Raw genomic sequence first — 15,992 nt, 5'->3', positions numbered from 1 at the left:
ATTTTATAAGGATGATGACCATGCACAATTTAATCTCCTCACCCAGCCTGAAAAAACGTGTCTTTACTGTCTTGTGGCTCATCGCTTGTAGCCTCTTTGTGGCGCCGCTTACCGCGCTGGCGAAAGAAAGAGCAACTGAATGGGTGCTTTCCTATCAAGGGCAATCAACCAATGCTTTTATCTGGGACAAGCGGGCGCATAGTTTTATCAAGAATAGCGTTCCCGCTAAGATGGCAGCAGACTTGTTGTCTGCGCTAGGTGGTCCGCCTGATCCGGTGCTTGTCGTTGACCACCGTTATGTTCGTGTTTCCGCCTGTGTGCCTCATGCTTGCATGGACAAAGGATTTTTCTGGATCGACACCCTCAATGACATCGAACTTGGTGCGTATCTTTCAGAGGACAAGTTAGTCCTCGGATCGAGTCGCTTATCGTCAGACGAATTGCCAGTTGAGGCTCGTCAGTCACTGATTGCTTGGCTAAGTGATGTTGATATCCAGCCACACACTGTTCAGTTCGTCGCTCGTGATGGACGCGTTACCGATATCAACTCGGAGCAGTTTTTACCAAAGCAAAAGTTTCGCCCATCGCCCGAGGGGCCTTCATTTGATTGTAAAAAGGCCAGTACCAACATTGAGACTGCCATTTGCAGTCATCCCGCGTTGGCGAAACAGGATCTCGATGTAGCAGCGCTGTATATCGACATTCGACGCGGTAGTGGTACCGTTGGTGCACAGAATCAGTTAGATGTACTTCAACGCACATGGATCAAGAGCCGCAATGCTGCATGTGAAACTGCACCTGCATTGGTTGAATGTATAGGCGACCAATATCGTCGACAGTATGATCGACTTATGAACTGGGTTCCAACGCGTTGAGGAGGAATGTTTGTTTTCCTGGGAAGTGAATATGTGATTAAGGTCGAAAGCGCTGACGCGCACTGGATTCCCGCCTGCGCGGGAATGACGGCGTGGTGGTATTCAGTGTTTTGACTTTTCCAAAGTGTACGACTCAGAGTTGATTCGACCGCCAATGAAAAGCCCGCTTCTACCACGGGTGAAAAGCGTCAACTGCAGTCAAGAATCAACCACAGTCAAGAAACAACCACAGTCAAGAATTCAAAACAACATTACCATTCGCACCGTCATCACCCGCGCAGGCGGGTGATCCAGTGGTGCGTGAGCACCTTCAGGGTTGGGCGATGGTGATATGTGGTTACGGTCGAAAGCGCAGACGCGCACTGGATTCCCGCCTGCGCGGGAATGACGGCGTGGTGGTATGCAGTGTTTTAACTTTTCCAAGATGTACTGACTCAGAGTTGATTCGACCGCCAATGAAAAGCCCGCTTCTACCACGGGTGAAAAGCGTCAACTGCAGTCAAGAATCAACCACAGTCAGGAATCAACCACAATCAGGAATCAACCACAGTCGAGAATCAACCACAATCAAGAGTTCAAAACAACGTTACCATTCGCACCGTCATCACCCGCGCAGGCGGGTGATCCAGTGGTGCGTGAGCACCTTGAGGGTTGGATGATGGTGATATGTGATTAAGGCCGAAAGCGCTAGTGTGCACTGGATTCTCGCCTGCGCGGGAATGACGGAGTGGTGGTATTTAGTGCTTTAACTTCCTCAAGAGGCATCGATCGCAACTAGGATGTTTTGTAAATCATATAAAATCAGGTGAACTATTTCGATGACTTTTCTCTTTCACTGCCATGAAATTAATTGCGACTAAACATGAGAAATCGGCAAAATACGACGCATTGCGTTGTATCAGAGCAAATGGAACTGAGACGGCAACAAAGATGCCGCGTCAAGGCATATTGCCGCATGATTTGATTCATTATGTTGTTGAAACTGCGCTAGGTTATGAGTATGGCTTTTTGGGATTAGTCGCGAAAGGTTCTGAGATTGCCCTTGTGATGGAGCAGTCACACGACATTCAAAATGAAACTTTAGCAGCTCAAACGATACACGCCGAGGCCATAGTGGAAAGTTTGCAGGCGCAACTGTGGAACGGTCAATTTGATCAAGATCAGTTTTTGATTGGAATCGAGAGCGCGTGCGCTATCCGAGGGCAGCAAGCGCCGGATTTGCGGTTCATTGACCCCCAAGTTGATTTGTATGATGCCGTATCAGTGCTTTCCCAGACATGGAATCAAGTACCATTTTACGGGCAGCTTGAGCTCGATATGTAAGTGCGTGGTGCGTACGCGCTGCGCAGGCGGGTGGCCCATTTAATCGCACCTCCTCATTTGATCACGACAAGTACTCATCTAGTAGAGCAATGTCCCTGCCCAAAAAGTTAATTTTGGGGAAAAACGACTTATCATGATGCTAAAATTAAAATCAAAAAGAGCATTGATTGCCGGTTTGAAATTGCACATCAAAACGTGGTGAGTAACACTGAGTGCCTTAGGCCATAACAGTCGTCGTATTTTTGACAGGGAGTGGAACAATGAGCGTATCTAGAAAGAGAGAGGCGGCGTTAGCTATTCTTGAATCCAGCGGTATCAGGCGCAGTAATTACGCGCCACCACTGGTTCGGTTTCTCTGGAAAATGGGATTCGATGTACCGCCACCACATTTTGGCGGCTTCTTTGCTAACGTGTTGCTGACGGGTACAGTATTTGCTATCGCTTGGGGGCTCGTGATGTGGGCCGCATTGTGGTCTCGCCAAGGTTTAGCGCCGTTCGATGCGCTGATCATTGCCTCATGCGCCGGTGTGTTGTTTGGATTATCTATGGGGGCATATTACGCGTACAGTGGACGTAAGCATCAGTTGCCTCGATGGACTGAGTTATAGGAAAAAGCAGGCCTCGACAGAAAGCCTCGAGGAGTGCTGTTTGTCTGTTATCGGAATACATGTCATTGCAAGTAAGAGACTGAGATGAAAATAAGAATAGATGATTTGCAAGGAGATGAGATCCGTCGCTTACTGCAAGAGCATTTGGATGATATGTATGCCACAAGTCCGGCTGAGAGTGTACATGCGCTTGATGTGGAGAAATTGCGTCATCCGGAGATCACATTCTGGACGATCTGGGATGATGACATCCTTGTGGGCTGCATCGCACTGAAATCTATCGATGAGCATCACGGCGAAATTAAATCGATGCGTACGCCCCGTCAATTGCGTCGGCGTGGTGCAGCAAAAGCTTTGCTAGAACATTTGATTGAGCAAGCGCGTCTTCAGCATTACAAGAGATTGAGTCTTGAAACGGGTTCGGTGCAGTTCTTTGAGCCAGCACGCCAGTTGTACGCGAGCTTTGGGTTTGAATTATGTCCACCCTTCGGGGACTACGCGGATGACCCGAATAGCGTATTTATGACGATATCGCTCGATTGAGTGATACCAACGTCCCAGCGATATCTGATTCTATGCTCGATATCATCTTTACATATCAATTACAAACGTTTGCAATTAATGTGCGGTTCATCTTTCTCATATGCCGTTTGGCTACTCGTTTTCCGAAAAAAATATATGCTGCATCGCCGCATTTTTTCAACTAATTGGATAGGGTGTTGCTAAATATAGACGCATTTTTCTGACGGAAAAACGAAATGAATCGCAGTCTACCCAGCATCGCTGCATACCTTCCTTTGTAAAATATCGGCGTACAGCCGAATGCTGCGGCGCATCTTTGCAATCGATTGCAAAGAATTTTCGTTTGTCGGATAATTCCCCCATCAGCTGCACTTCTGGTGAGATCGTTATATCGCATTGATGCTCATGTTGTGCCGCTAGCAGTCTATGGTTCGATGTTGAACATACATAAACACTTTACCCGTGTGTTTCGGCTCTTCTTTCTACTCCGGTAGCAGGGAGAGCCATTTTTCTGGTGTCTCTTATTTTTTGAAATGTGATTCACGATGGATTTCCAATCCCTCCAGTCGGCTTGTTTGCAAGCCTTATCAACGACGTTGCCTGGTGCTATGCAGGCGATTGTGGTGGGGCGTTTCAGTACGCGTTCAGCGGATCTTCTGGCGAGTCTGGAATCGGTCTACGGTAGTGCGTTTGAGAATCAGCATGATTTTCAACGTTGGGTAGAGCAGCTTTGCGTTCGTTTGTCTGACACGATTGGGCAGCGCTCACCTGATCTCATTGCATTGGACTTGAAACGTCAGCAGCATCCCGATTGGTTTTGCGATGAACACATGCTCGCTTACTGTGCCTACGTCGATCGTTTTGGTGGAGATTTGCAGGGTGTGATGAAGCGGATCCCGCACCTGAAAGAGATGGGTGTTACCTACTTGCATTTACTACCGTTTTTAAAGGCGCGAGCAGGTGAGAATGATGGTGGGTTTGCAGTTTCTGCGTTTGATGAGATTGAGCCGACGCTTGGCACGATGCAGGATTTAACGCAGCTAACGCTTGCTTTGCGTCATGCCGGTATTAGTTTGTGTTCTGATTTTATTTTAAATCATGTCGCAGACGATCATCCCTGGGCCGTTGCGGCGAAAGCGGGAGATAAACGCTACCAAGACTACTTCTATCATTTTGCAGATCGCGAGTTGCCCGATCAGTATGAGGCGAACTTGGGTCAAGTGTTTCCTGAAGTCGCACCTGGCAATTTTACGTATAACGACGCCATGCAGTCCTGGGTATGGACCACTTTTTATCCCTATCAATGGGATTTAAATTATCGTAATCCTGCTGTGTTTGCGGATATGGTCATTGCGATGCTGGAATTGGCGAACCGTGGTGTGGAAGTTTTCCGATTGGATTCGACGGCATTCTTGTGGAAGCGCCTTGGTACCAACTGCATGAATCAACCAGAAACGCATACGCTGTTGCGGGCAATGCGACATCTGATCGATATTGCTGCGCCAGGGGTATTACTCAAAGCCGAAGCTATTGTACCAACGGCGGATTTGCCTGCTTATCTGGGCAGTGCTGATGGCGCACAAGCCGAGTGTCATTTGGCGTATCACAGCACACTGATGGCGTCGGGTTGGCTTTCCATCACCGAGCAGAATACGAGCCTGATGCAAGAGGTGATTCGTGCGACGCCACCATTACCTCCACATACCAGCTGGTTGACGTATGTGCGGTGTCACGATGATATCGGATGGAATGTATTGCGGCCAGAAGCGAGCTTGAGTGCACAGGATGTCCAAAGCCGGTTGGCTGCCGTAGGACGTTTTTTTGCGGGCGAGGGTACGAGCTTTGCGCGTGGTGCGAGTTTTCAGACGAATGATCCGGCGGCAGTACACGGCAGCGTGGGAATGGCAGCGGCACTGGCGGGATGTGACAGTTTAAGTTCGGCAGATCAGACGCCTGCGTTACATCGGATGTTGCTGTTATACGGACTGAGTTTATGCTTTGGAGGGATGCCCTTTATCTACATGGGGGATGAGCTCGCACAAGAAAACGACGTCGATTACCGCGATATTCCGTCGCAAGCGCTCGATAGTCGTTGGTTGCATCGACCACACTGGTCAGAAGCGTTATACGAACAACGCTTGCTTCCGCAAACAAATGCTGGTGTGATGTTTGCAGGGCTGACAAAATTGCTGACAGCACGCCGGACATTGCCACAACTGGCTGCTCACCAGCCGCGTCGTTTGCTTTCTGCAGCGCCGCCAGAAACGCTGGCGTTTGTGCGGGGGGATGATGATCATCCAGTGATATTTATTGGTAATTTTTCGGAGCATGCGTGTACGGTTGCGACAGAAGTGCTGTTGCCACCTTCTCTGCGTATGCATGATTGGCAGGATTTACTCAGTCAACAAATGTGTAGCGATCAAATGACAATAGCACCGTGGTCGCAATGCTGGCTAGTACCGTCTAACGTAACTCATCGGGCAATCACATCATGAATCACGCAGCAATCGGAAGTACCGGCAACAAAAAACCTTGGCTCTCGTTCTGGCAAATTTTGAACATGAATATTGGTTTTTTTGGTTTGCAGTTTAGTTTCGGATTGCAGCAAAGTAGCATGAGCCCGATTTATAAGTACCTCGGTGCGGATGAGGCGAGCTTGCCTTATTTATGGTTAGCGGGCCCTGTGACTGGACTCATTGTGCAACCTATTATCGGCGCGATGAGTGATCGTACCGTTAGTCGTTGGGGACGTCGTACACCGTACTTTTTGATTGGGGCACTCATTTGTAGCTTGGGGCTTCTGATCATGCCATTTAGCTCAAGCTTATGGATGGCAGCAAGTATTCTGTGGATTCTCGATGCAGCCAATAACGTTACGATGGAGCCTTATCGTGCGTATGTCAGTGACCGCCTCCGTTCAGAGCAACATGCAGCGGGCTTTTTGACCCAAAGCGCGTGCACGGGACTTGGTCAGACGCTTGCCTATCTGACGCCATCGTTACTGGTTGCATTTGGAATGAACAGCAATGCGGTCAACACCAATCATATTCCCTACATTGTGATTACGGCGTTTATGATCGGTGCCGTGTTTTCGATTACCAGTATTCTATGGAGTCTTAAAACGACACCAGAGCTCCCAATGGATGCAGAACAGATCGCAGAGATTGCAAGCCAGCCCTCCGGATGGCAAGCAACGGTCAGCGATATTGTGCAGGCGGTGAAAGAGATGCCTCTCACCATGAAGCAGTTGGCGCTGGTGAAATTGTTTCAGTGGTATGCGATGTTCTGTTACTGGCAATATATTGTGTTGTCGTTGGGACGTAGTATTTTTGGAACAGACGATCCGGCGACAGATGGCTTTCGTGATGCAGGACTACTCAACGGACAAATTGGCGCCTTTTATAATTTTGTCGCCTTTATCGCTGCATTTGCGCTGGTACCGTTTGTGCGTCGTTTTGGTCCGAAGATAACCCATGCCATTTGCTTATCTCTGGCGGGGATAGCGATGTTGAGTTTGCCAGATATCCATACGCCTGCAGTGCTGTTTTTGCCGATGATTGGCGTTGGTCTGGCATGGGCCAGTATCATGGGAAATCCTTATGTGATGCTCGCAGGGTGTATTCCGGCACACCGGACAGGGGTCTATATGGGCATCTTTAATATGTTCATCGTGATTCCGATGATTATTCAGATTTTTACGTTACCACTGATTTATCACCGATGGCTTAACGGCAATCCCGAAAATGTGATTCGATTGGCTGGCGTATTACTGATCTGCGCCGCCGCTGCAGTAAGTATCGTTAAAGTCGCGCAGCCGTCGAAAAAAACACCGTAACCTCTCCATTGAAACCTACCTAACGCACAGGCTACTTAGTGTTCTGTGCGTTTTTTTTCGTCAAATGACCGTTTAAACGGTATTTGTATGGTTTTCCGCCTATATGTTGCTATTTGCCTCGCATTTTTGTCCTTTTTCAGCATGATCTGAAACTATTTTTGTACAGACACGAATGTAAGCAATCAACTTCTGCTACTCTTTCCGATGAACAAAAACGTGGTTGTGTCCCTTTAGTACGTGCTGGCGCGGTTTGAGGTTCCCTGTGCTTTGCTGATAGTTTTGTTAGTATATTAATAATTGATGCTATTGAAAACGACATGAACTCAGCCCCTTTGCCCAACAATGAGAAAGAACGCCTCGCTGCGTTAGCAGCACTTGAGGTACTTGATTCCTCACCAGAAGCCGAGTTTGACGCGCTAGTACAAATTGCCTCGTCCATTTGCGGGACACCGATTTCCTTGATTAGTCTGATCGACGCTGAGCGGCAATGGTTTAAGGCGAACGTTGGTCTACCAGGCGTCTCTCAAACGCAACGCGATATCGCATTCTGTGCGCACACAATCCTTGGTAACGATTTAATGGAGGTGTCTGACGCGCTGGCGGATCCGCGCTTTGTCGATAATCCTCTCGTTGTTAGTCCGCCTGATATTCGGTTCTACGCAGGTGCGCCGATTGTCCTGAGTGATGGTCATCGCGTTGGCACGCTGTGTGTGATCGATCATCAACCAAAAAAATTAGATGATCAACAGCGTGCTACTTTAAAAAATTTGGCACTAGCAGCAGCGGCTGCCCTCGAAGGTCGTCGCGCGACTCGGGGCTATAAACAGGCACTGCACGAACTTCAGCAGAGCGAGGCGCATTTACGACGGTTGTATGAAGCTGCCCCAGCAATGTTGCATTCGATCGATGATCAAGGTCGCCTATTAACCGTGAGCGATACCTGGTTGTCAAAATTGGGTTACGAACGCGATGAGGTGATTGGTCGGTATTCCATTGATTTTCTGACGCCAGCGTCAAGGGAGTACGCAAACAGTGTCGTTTTCCCTGATTTTTTGAAAACGGGTCGGTGTGATAACGTGCCGTACCAAATGGTCAAAAAAAGCGGAGAGATCATTGATGTGTTGCTCTCAGCAGTGCTGGCGCATGATGCAAAAGAAAACTCTTATAACAGCATTGTTGTGATTGAAGATGTGACGCTGCGACGAATCATGAAGCATCAGCTCGAGCAGAAGCACCAGCGGCTGATGCATATCATTGATAGCACACAGCTTGGCACATGGGAGTGGAATGTGCAAAGTGGTGAGGTGATATTAAACGAACGCTGGGCCGAGATTCTTGGCTACACTCTGGCGGATTTTTCGCCACCCTCGATACAGTATTGGATCAATAACATGCACCCCGACGACGTGAAAATGTCGGGTGTGCGTCTTGATCAGCATTTTGCCGATCAGAGTAAGAGTTACCAGTGTGAATTTAGGATGCAGCATCGCGATGGACATTGGGTTTGGATCCGGAGCATGGGGCGAGTCATGACGTGGACCGCTGATGGGGCACCTGAGTGGATGTTTGGCACTCACGAGGACGTGTCGGAAAGAATCGCGGAGCAAAAAGCCTTGCAAGAAGCCAAGGAAAGAATTTCCCTCGCAACAGATTCTGGTGGGATTGGCATCTGGGAATGGGATATGGTCAACAATACGTTGAATTGGGACGCTTGGATGTATCGTCTTTATGGCACGAGTAAGGAAGATGGTATTTCCGCTTATGACTTATGGACGAAGTCGATTCATCCCGATGACGTCACCACAACCAATGCCGCCATGCAAACGGCGATCGCCGGATCCGCTTTACTTGATGTCGAGTTTCGTATTTTGTGGCCTGACAAAACGATCCGATTCTTACGCAGCACCGGCCGCGTCACCCGGGACGAGATTGGGCGACCTACGCGTATCATTGGGGCGAACTGGGATGTGACCGCACAAAAACGGTAGTGAAGCGAAGGTGATGATAGCGTCTCTATCGATCATGACCTTTCGCAGGGGAATGTAAGAGTTGAGGTGGAAGCGAGGGAAGGCAGGGCCGCCGCGTTCGCTTCCAATTAACGTCCAATGTCTGATGTTACGCGTAGCTAATTCCCATTTTTATATACACCGCAGCCCACCACCATGTCATCGACCTTTTCTAGATAGGTTGATTTGTCGTCAATCCGTTTGGTAGTCGGATTGGGCCATTTGTAATTGATCCATGCACTGTCTTTTGTCGCTGTTGCCGTCAGCATATCTTTAAACAGCGCCTTGCCATCGGCGTCCTTCATTTCTAGTACATCTTTTCCGATAATTTTAGGAAGCATCCCGTGTGAAAGCATTTTGCCTTGTCGATTGATCACAAAGATGTAGAGATCTTTTTTGATAAATTCTCCTTTACTATCGTTAAAGGCGGTAAAGCTCTTTTCGGGACCATTGGCCTTTAAATACGCGACCGCTTTTTTAACGAGGGCTGTCGCTTCCTCTGTGTTGCCATGCTCGTCAGCTGCGTAACTGAACGATTGCAACAGGAAGAGCGAGCAGAAAACAAATAATCCACGTAACATTTTTTTAATCATGGTTATCTCCTGTGAATTGACCTTATTGCATCATTGCAAGGTCTTTTTAGAAAGCAAGAAAAATGACACTGCATCACCATAGTTCTCTATACCTTCGCTTGTGACCTATTTATTTCTGTCAATAAATAGATATAGGTACAGTAGGTCTCCAAGTGGCTGAAGTCAAAAAGAAACGAAGGGGTTTGTGTAAATTTTCGTTTCAGGCGCGTTGGCGCATCACATTTGGTCATGGCGGCATTAGTCCAATGTCTTTGATATGTTTCATCACAAGGGACGGATCTTGGGAGTGGACGTAAAAGCAGGTAAAAAGACATAAATTGTTACCAATTGCACCCCTAGTGAGGGATAAAATGCAACTAGTAGTGTATGGCATGCCATGCGACGTTGCCATATCGCACCATCGCTTTGAAGCCGCACAGGCCATTTTCATTGATCCGGACCGATTAGTGACGATTGCCGCTCGCGATAAAAACCGTGAGGGGACTCCCCTTTGAAGAAAGAATGAATGGTATGAATTATTTAAAATTGGCTTTACTGAGCGCATCAAGCGCTATTGTTCTGAGTGGGTGTGGCGGTACTTTTGAGGGAACCATTGGTGGTACGGTTAGCGGACTTGCTGGTGGCACGTCGGTCACCTTGCTCAACAATGGCACCGATTCTCTGACGGTGACTGCGAACGGGAGTTTTACATTTGCAAAAACAATCTCAGCAGGTGCAGCATATGCAGTGACCGTGGGTACGCAGCCAATTAATGAAACATGTTCAGTAACAAATGGTTCTGGCTCGATTGCCAGTTTCAATAGTTCGAATGTCACCAACGTTACAGTAAGTTGTCTGCAGAATATCTCTAGTAGTAATTATGTTTATGGAAATGTGACTGGATTGCAGTCAGGACAGAGTGTCGTTTTGCAGAACAATGGCAAAGACAACTACACCAGTACAGGTGGTAGCTTTATTTTCCCAACGCCGCTGACGGCGGGTGCGAGTTACACGGTGACGGTTTATACACAGCCCTCCAAGCAAACGTGTACCGTGACCAACGGTACTGGCACGGTTGGTAATGGTGTGACGGCACAGATTACTTGTCAGTAAATGTTTTTTTCATGATGATTACCCCAAGAGCTGCGCAATACGCTCTTTCAACGCAGGTAACACGTCGTCGTTAAACCATGGGTTTTGTTTAAGCCAGATATTGTTGCGTGGACTAGGATGCGGTAGCGGCAGCACAGTTGGCCAGTGCTGCTGCCAATGTTTGACGTGTTCCGTGACGTTGCGCGCTTTACTCTCAGGTAGATGCCATGCCATCGCATACTGACCGATCACGAGGCAAAGCTCTATATGAGGTAGATGTGCCAATAATTGTGAGCGCCATTGTGGCGCACACTCTTTGCGTGGTGGTAGATCGCCTGACTGACTAGTGCCCGGATAGCAAAATCCCATCGGTAAAATCGCAATCTGTCGTTCGTCGTAAAAAGTATCTTTGCCCACCCCCATCCATTCACGCAAGCGATCCCCACTTGCATCATCAAATGGAATCCCCGATGCTTGCACTTTGCTACCTGGTGCTTGACCCGCGATCAGGATTCTGGCGTTTGGATGTACTTGAATGATCGGACGCGGCGGCGAAGGTAAGTGCGCCTCGCATAAAGTGCATTGACGGACCGCATGTATCAATTCAGGTAATGTCGTTGATGTCATCAGAAATCTGCTCCTGCACTCTCTTTAAGAAAGATACGATGCCGGAGAATCTACCATCAATCCAGAGGGTAGGTTGCTCCGATCACCGTTCATCCACAACTGCTTACGCGTTGAGCGCGACAACAGGAAAATCAATCACTGTTCTAGCGATATTATTGGTGTAGTTGGTCAATGTGGTTGCAACCACGTTAGCAATGATCTCTAAAAAGTCCGCTTCGCTCAAGCCATTCGCTTTGAGCTGATCCAGCGTCTCAATGCTGACGTGGCCGCGATGCTCTACTAATGCCTTAGTAAAACCTGCGATGGCAGAAGCACGATCAGTGACGGCATCACCGAAACGCGCCGCATGGAGTTGTTCTTGGTTTAATCCGGCATTCTTACCTAACAAGCTATGCGCGCTGACACAGTACTGGCAACTGTTTGCTTGTGATGTAGCTAACGCGATAACCTCACGTTCACTCGCTGATAAACGACCGCTGGCAATCGTTTGATTCAGACCTAACAAGCTATGTAATGCTGTTGGTGATTTTGCTAACGTTGCAAACAAATTAGGAATCATCCCGATTTGCGCTTTGACCGCATTTAAGGTTGCTGCTGTTGTTGAATCTGCTTGGTCCATCGTTAAAGAAGCGATATAAGTCATGATTAATCCTTGGTCAATGAAAGTAAAGTGTTATCTCTCGATGTGAGCGACAGAAGAGAGAATAGGCTATACTGAAAGACGTTTGTTAAACAAAAGTATCAAATTGATTGCGAATCGTCCAAAATGACCCATGATCCTCTCGCGCCGCTTCTCGCGCATTTCAAAGCGCAAGCCCAATTATTTTTTTCAGGTAATTTGTGTAACGACGTCACGTTTGGTGCGGACCTTGGAACGGGTTTTCTGCATTTGCTCAAAGCCGGTAGCATTAGCATGCAAGATGACACTGGTTATGTGGTGACCTTGCAGGAGCCAACGCTGGTGTTTTACTCCAGACCTCTCCAACATCGGTTCCTCCCTTCGCCTGACGGCGGTGCCGATTTGGTTTGTGCTTCCATGCGCTTTGAGCACCAAACCTTTAATCCAATTTTACGGGCGTTGCCCGCCCGATTCTCTTGTCCGCTGCATGATTTACATGGTGCGGAGGCGTTGTTGACTCTGCTGTTTGGCGAGGCGTTTGATAACAAACCTGGACGACAAGAGATATTGGATCGCTTGTTTGAAGTGTTATTGATTGATGTATTGCGGGCGGTGCTCGCCAAAGAAGATCGCGACCCTGGCCTATTGCGGAGTTTTACGCACCCGCAAATTAGTAAAGCACTGGCGGTATTGCATGCCGAGCCAGCACGTCAGTGGTCATTGGAAACATTGGCAGACGTCGCTGGTATGTCACGAAGCAGCTTCGCGACGACCTTTAAGAATGAGGTCGGCGACTCTCCCGGCAATTATTTGACTCGATGGCGCGTCACGTTAGCGCAAACCATGATTAAAGAGGGAGTCCCCTTAAAACTTGTGGCTGAGCGCGTTGGCTATATCAGCCAAGCTGGTTTTTTACGTGCATTTAAACTTGTTGTAGGCATGTCGCCGACGCACTGGCGACAAATCGAAACTCAGCTAAAACCAAGTGCCGGTGCGACCAAGGGCATTTCAATGTGAATGATCGTTCCTTTACCTTGTTGGCTCTGAATGCTGATATGACCACCAAGGATGCCTTCGATGAGGTTATAGCAAATACTCATACCCAGTCCGTTATTTCCTTTTCCCAGGCGGGTTGTAAAAAACGGATCAAAAACACGCTGCTTTATTTCTTCTGACATGCCGCAGCCATCGTCAGAAAAATCGAGCCATAATTTGTCATCGCTGTCTCTCGCAGCGATACGGATATGACCGTTCTGTCTACCTTCAAACCCATGCGTGACGGCATTATCAAATAAGATCGAAATAATTTGTGCGACCGTCTCCGGATAGCTATGGAGAACGATGGTCGGTGGGACATCGATATCCACCTCCCAACGATTTTCCTTATCGTTTAAGGACTGCAAGGAGAGTGTCGTTTCGATGAGTGTTTTGAGGTCGAATTGCTTCTTTACATCCGACTCCTGATCAACTGATATTTTTTTAAAATTTTCTACTAACTTACCAGCTCTGCCTAAACCACGTGAGATCATCCCCATTGCTTCGTGTGTTTGCGACAGATAATCGAGCATTTGTCCGCGCTTTAAGGGTTCTCCACTTTTCACTATATTCTCAAATGCCTGATTTTTTTCATCGAGCGTAGAGGCGACTGTGAGGCAATTACCGATTGGTGTGTTGAGCTCATGTGCAACAACCGCGACGATACGGCCAAGAGCGGCCAATTTTTCTGATTGAACGAGTTGGGCCTGCGTTTGCTTTAAGCGATTCAGGGTGTTTTGCAATTGATCGGTTGTGCTTTGCAGTTCTTTGGTGCGTTCCCATAAATTGGTTTCGCGATCATGCAGATGCTGATAATGGCGAACGCGATTGAGGAGCAAATTATCGTCAATAGGTTTGGTGAGGTAATCAACGGCACCCAGTGCATATCCTTGCTGGATAAACGCTTCACTACGCAGATGGGCTGTCAGAAAAACGATAGGAATCGTGCGTGTACGCTCCATCATTTGTAGATGGCGCGCTGTTTCGTAGCCATTCATTTTGGGCATTTGTACATCGAGTAAGATCAAGTGTACTTGGTGTTGGATGCATAGTAGTAAGGCATCCTCTCCAGAGCTCGCTTCAATGATCTTCATGCCAGGCAATTTTGTCAGCAACAATTTCAATGCGAAGATGTTATTCACATTATCATCGACGATCAGCACCACAAATTCTTCAGCCATTATTCTTCTCGTTGTTCCGACGGTAAATCGTCGTACCTTCAATGAAAGGAGTAAAACCCACTGAGCGTGCCAGAACGTCTATCCCGTCCTGTGGACCCAGCACCAAAACACCATCTCTATGTAAACAATCAAAAAAACGCAGCAATATTTTTTTCTGTAATTCAGTATCAAAATAAATGAAGACATTACGACAGATGATAAGCTGAAATTCATTAAAACTACCATCATTTAGCAACGAGTGTTGATGGAAAGCAGGAAGTTTTTTGTAATGATCTTTGATACTCAGATAGCGAGAGTGTATATCGACATAATTGTTAAATTGACCGGTACCTTGAGTTTGCAAATAATTGCTCGATGCTTGCGCCAATTCCTCTAGCGGGTAGCAGGCTGTAACGGCGATATTGAGTAAATGCTGGTTAATATCTGTCGCAAATAGTCGGCACTTTTTTTCGATATTTAACTCATGGACCAGAATAGATAGCGAGTACGCTTCTTCCCCCGTGGCACAGCCCGCCGACCACATGCGTACGACCGGAAAACTAGCTAGATAAGGTAATACGACGTGCCGTAATTGAGCGAATTGCGCTGGATGACGAAAGAATTGTGTTACAGCGACGGACATTTCTGCGAGCATTCTTTCAAACAACGCCCTATTGGAGAGAATCGCGAGTTGAAAGTCAGCGAAGCTGGGAAGGTGAAATCGGTTCATCAGATGATGAACGCGTCGCATCAGACTACCGCGTTGATACTGTGAGAAGTTGAATCCGTATTGAATATCTAACGCGTGTAAAAAGCCATTCATTGTTTGATCGCTGATCGAGGAGGTCTTACCATCGAGGTACGCTCTCATCACGCTGGCGATGACGTGATGCTTGAAAACGTAGTGACTATGACCTGCTTCTACAATAGCGTCTGGCATCGCGTCAGCACCGGCGCATTCCGACGAGTCTTCGACAATGACCGTGGCACCTGCTTTCTTCAACGCGCCGCAGCCTACGACTCCGTCATTACCTAAGCCACACAAAATAACCGCGGTCACTTTGTCACCATATTCCAGTGCCAAGGACGTCAATAGCACGTCAATCGATGGTCTCGAAAATTGGATCTTTTTATCTTTCGTGAGATAAATCAGACCATGTGCGACTCTCATATGATGCCCAGGTGGGGCGACATAAATAGTTCCTGGTTCGACAGTTTGCATATGATGCGGCATCACGACCGTGTAGTCGGTTTTTACCCGCAAGAGACTGTCTAACAAGCTGATCTGGTCTTCTAGTACATGCTGTAGAACGAAGAGGCAACTTTCCGTGACCGGCAATTGTTCAACAAGGTACATTAATTTATCAAGACTATTTGCCGATCCTGCGATCGCCACCACCTGGCATTGGACATGATGCGTGATCGTTGCCTCTACCTGCTTTTGCAGTACAGGTAAATTGAGGCGTACCAAGCGTTGGCCCAACAGATGATGATAAGCGACGATTTTAAATGCGGGGCGCTTGTCAGCACAATCACGGAGTATTGCTAGTACGTTGCTATCCACATGATCTGCATCGTAAAAATCAATTTGTAATGCGTGATTGATCGGCGTTGCATTGATGGCGGACGACACTGTCTGACAGTGCTGATCGTTCTCGATCGCCCCGAGAATACAAATTCGGTGTAATTGTTCAGTTTGCCTGACGAAAATCTCCACC

Annotated in this window: 15 protein-coding genes; 10 read left to right on the top strand and 5 right to left on the bottom strand. The window is 47.7% G+C overall.

Annotated features, from left to right (window positions below; all coding sequences use genetic code 11):
* Positions 1–20 precede the first annotated feature (20 nt).
* The 7 genes from ACO0K2_RS13790 to ACO0K2_RS13760 all read left to right on the top strand — a co-directional run bounded on the left by ACO0K2_RS13790 (position 21) and on the right by ACO0K2_RS13760 (position 9,151).
* Positions 21–875: a lysozyme inhibitor LprI family protein gene (locus ACO0K2_RS13790; protein ID WP_423019743.1), complete on the top strand. Its 855-nt coding sequence runs from the start codon at positions 21–23 to the stop codon at positions 873–875.
* Between the two features lie 840 nt (positions 876–1,715).
* Positions 1,716–2,198 carry a hypothetical protein gene (locus ACO0K2_RS13785; RefSeq protein WP_423019741.1) on the top strand — a complete coding sequence of 161 codons (483 nt, stop codon included), beginning with the start codon at positions 1,716–1,718 and terminating at the stop codon, positions 2,196–2,198.
* A 260-nt stretch (positions 2,199–2,458) separates the two neighbouring features.
* Positions 2,459–2,806 carry a DUF6404 family protein gene (locus ACO0K2_RS13780; protein WP_423019739.1) on the top strand — a complete coding sequence of 116 codons (348 nt, stop codon included), beginning with the start codon at positions 2,459–2,461 and terminating at the stop codon, positions 2,804–2,806.
* 84 nt (positions 2,807–2,890) lie between these two features.
* Entirely contained in the window at positions 2,891–3,349 is a 459-nt protein-coding gene (locus ACO0K2_RS13775) for a GNAT family N-acetyltransferase (protein ID WP_423019737.1), read from the top strand.
* A 524-nt stretch (positions 3,350–3,873) separates the two neighbouring features.
* Positions 3,874–5,823 carry an alpha-amylase family glycosyl hydrolase gene (locus ACO0K2_RS13770; protein WP_423019735.1) on the top strand — a complete coding sequence of 650 codons (1,950 nt, stop codon included), beginning with the start codon at positions 3,874–3,876 and terminating at the stop codon, positions 5,821–5,823.
* Positions 5,820–7,163, top strand: a complete 1,344-nt coding sequence (locus ACO0K2_RS13765; RefSeq protein ID WP_423019733.1) for an MFS transporter — start codon at positions 5,820–5,822, stop codon at positions 7,161–7,163. The genes ACO0K2_RS13770 and ACO0K2_RS13765 overlap by 4 nt, the downstream gene beginning before the upstream one ends.
* A gap of 317 nt (positions 7,164–7,480) precedes the next feature.
* Positions 7,481–9,151: a PAS domain-containing protein gene (locus ACO0K2_RS13760; RefSeq protein ID WP_423019731.1), complete on the top strand. Its 1,671-nt coding sequence runs from the start codon at positions 7,481–7,483 to the stop codon at positions 9,149–9,151.
* Positions 9,152–9,288: 137 nt separating this feature from the next.
* On the opposite strand, the gene ACO0K2_RS13755 is transcribed toward ACO0K2_RS13760, so the two are convergent.
* Positions 9,289–9,762 carry a cache domain-containing protein gene (locus ACO0K2_RS13755; RefSeq protein ID WP_423019729.1) on the bottom strand — a complete coding sequence of 158 codons (474 nt, stop codon included), beginning with the start codon at positions 9,760–9,762 and terminating at the stop codon, positions 9,289–9,291.
* A 350-nt stretch (positions 9,763–10,112) separates the two neighbouring features.
* Here ACO0K2_RS13755 and ACO0K2_RS13750 point away from each other — a divergent pair, with 350 nt between their 5' ends.
* Both ACO0K2_RS13750 and ACO0K2_RS13745 read left to right on the top strand, forming a co-directional pair.
* On the top strand, positions 10,113–10,256 hold the full coding sequence (locus ACO0K2_RS13750; protein WP_423019727.1) for a hypothetical protein: 144 nt from the start codon (positions 10,113–10,115) through the stop codon (positions 10,254–10,256).
* A 16-nt stretch (positions 10,257–10,272) separates the two neighbouring features.
* Positions 10,273–10,854, top strand: coding sequence for a hypothetical protein (locus tag ACO0K2_RS13745; protein ID WP_423019725.1), 582 nt, complete (start codon positions 10,273–10,275; stop codon positions 10,852–10,854).
* A gap of 18 nt (positions 10,855–10,872) precedes the next feature.
* Here the strand turns inward: ACO0K2_RS13745 and ACO0K2_RS13740 are convergent, their stop codons facing one another.
* Positions 10,873–11,460, bottom strand: a complete 588-nt coding sequence (locus tag ACO0K2_RS13740) for a uracil-DNA glycosylase family protein (RefSeq protein ID WP_423019723.1) — start codon at positions 11,458–11,460, stop codon at positions 10,873–10,875.
* 103 nt (positions 11,461–11,563) lie between these two features.
* Entirely contained in the window at positions 11,564–12,103 is a 540-nt protein-coding gene (locus ACO0K2_RS13735; protein ID WP_423019721.1) for a carboxymuconolactone decarboxylase family protein, read from the bottom strand.
* A 123-nt stretch (positions 12,104–12,226) separates the two neighbouring features.
* On the opposite strand from ACO0K2_RS13735, the gene ACO0K2_RS13730 reads away from it, so the two are divergent.
* Positions 12,227–13,096, top strand: a complete 870-nt coding sequence (locus tag ACO0K2_RS13730; RefSeq protein ID WP_423019719.1) for an AraC family transcriptional regulator — start codon at positions 12,227–12,229, stop codon at positions 13,094–13,096.
* Here ACO0K2_RS13730 and ACO0K2_RS13725 read toward each other — a convergent pair.
* Positions 13,051–14,295: a response regulator gene (locus tag ACO0K2_RS13725; protein WP_423019717.1), complete on the bottom strand. Its 1,245-nt coding sequence runs from the start codon at positions 14,293–14,295 to the stop codon at positions 13,051–13,053. The genes ACO0K2_RS13730 and ACO0K2_RS13725 overlap by 46 nt on opposite strands.
* Positions 14,288–15,991 (bottom strand): chemotaxis protein CheB, encoded by a 1,704-nt coding sequence (locus ACO0K2_RS13720; RefSeq protein WP_423019715.1) that lies wholly within the window; start codon positions 15,989–15,991, stop codon positions 14,288–14,290. The genes ACO0K2_RS13725 and ACO0K2_RS13720 overlap by 8 nt, the downstream gene beginning before the upstream one ends.
* Position 15,992: the final 1 nt, after the last annotated feature.

Source organism: Undibacterium sp. MH2W (assembly GCF_049340215.1).
Lineage (GTDB): Bacteria > Pseudomonadota > Gammaproteobacteria > Burkholderiales > Burkholderiaceae_D > Undibacterium.
Note: the sequence above shows the minus strand (reverse complement) of the source record. Positions and strands in the feature narration are given on the sequence as shown.

Coding starts and splice junctions, on each gene's coding strand:
- ACO0K2_RS13790 (WP_423019743.1), top strand. CDS start 21: ATGCACAATTTAATCTCCTCACCCAGCCTGAAAAAACGTGTCTTTACT.
- ACO0K2_RS13785 (WP_423019741.1), top strand. CDS start 1,716: ATGAAATTAATTGCGACTAAACATGAGAAATCGGCAAAATACGACGCA.
- ACO0K2_RS13780 (WP_423019739.1), top strand. CDS start 2,459: ATGAGCGTATCTAGAAAGAGAGAGGCGGCGTTAGCTATTCTTGAATCC.
- ACO0K2_RS13775 (WP_423019737.1), top strand. CDS start 2,891: ATGAAAATAAGAATAGATGATTTGCAAGGAGATGAGATCCGTCGCTTA.
- ACO0K2_RS13770 (WP_423019735.1), top strand. CDS start 3,874: ATGGATTTCCAATCCCTCCAGTCGGCTTGTTTGCAAGCCTTATCAACG.
- ACO0K2_RS13765 (WP_423019733.1), top strand. CDS start 5,820: ATGAATCACGCAGCAATCGGAAGTACCGGCAACAAAAAACCTTGGCTC.
- ACO0K2_RS13760 (WP_423019731.1), top strand. CDS start 7,481: ATGAACTCAGCCCCTTTGCCCAACAATGAGAAAGAACGCCTCGCTGCG.
- ACO0K2_RS13755 (WP_423019729.1), bottom strand. CDS start 9,762: ATGATTAAAAAAATGTTACGTGGATTATTTGTTTTCTGCTCGCTCTTC.
- ACO0K2_RS13750 (WP_423019727.1), top strand. CDS start 10,113: ATGCAACTAGTAGTGTATGGCATGCCATGCGACGTTGCCATATCGCAC.
- ACO0K2_RS13745 (WP_423019725.1), top strand. CDS start 10,273: ATGAATTATTTAAAATTGGCTTTACTGAGCGCATCAAGCGCTATTGTT.
- ACO0K2_RS13740 (WP_423019723.1), bottom strand. CDS start 11,460: ATGACATCAACGACATTACCTGAATTGATACATGCGGTCCGTCAATGC.
- ACO0K2_RS13735 (WP_423019721.1), bottom strand. CDS start 12,103: ATGACTTATATCGCTTCTTTAACGATGGACCAAGCAGATTCAACAACA.
- ACO0K2_RS13730 (WP_423019719.1), top strand. CDS start 12,227: ATGACCCATGATCCTCTCGCGCCGCTTCTCGCGCATTTCAAAGCGCAA.
- ACO0K2_RS13725 (WP_423019717.1), bottom strand. CDS start 14,295: ATGGCTGAAGAATTTGTGGTGCTGATCGTCGATGATAATGTGAATAAC.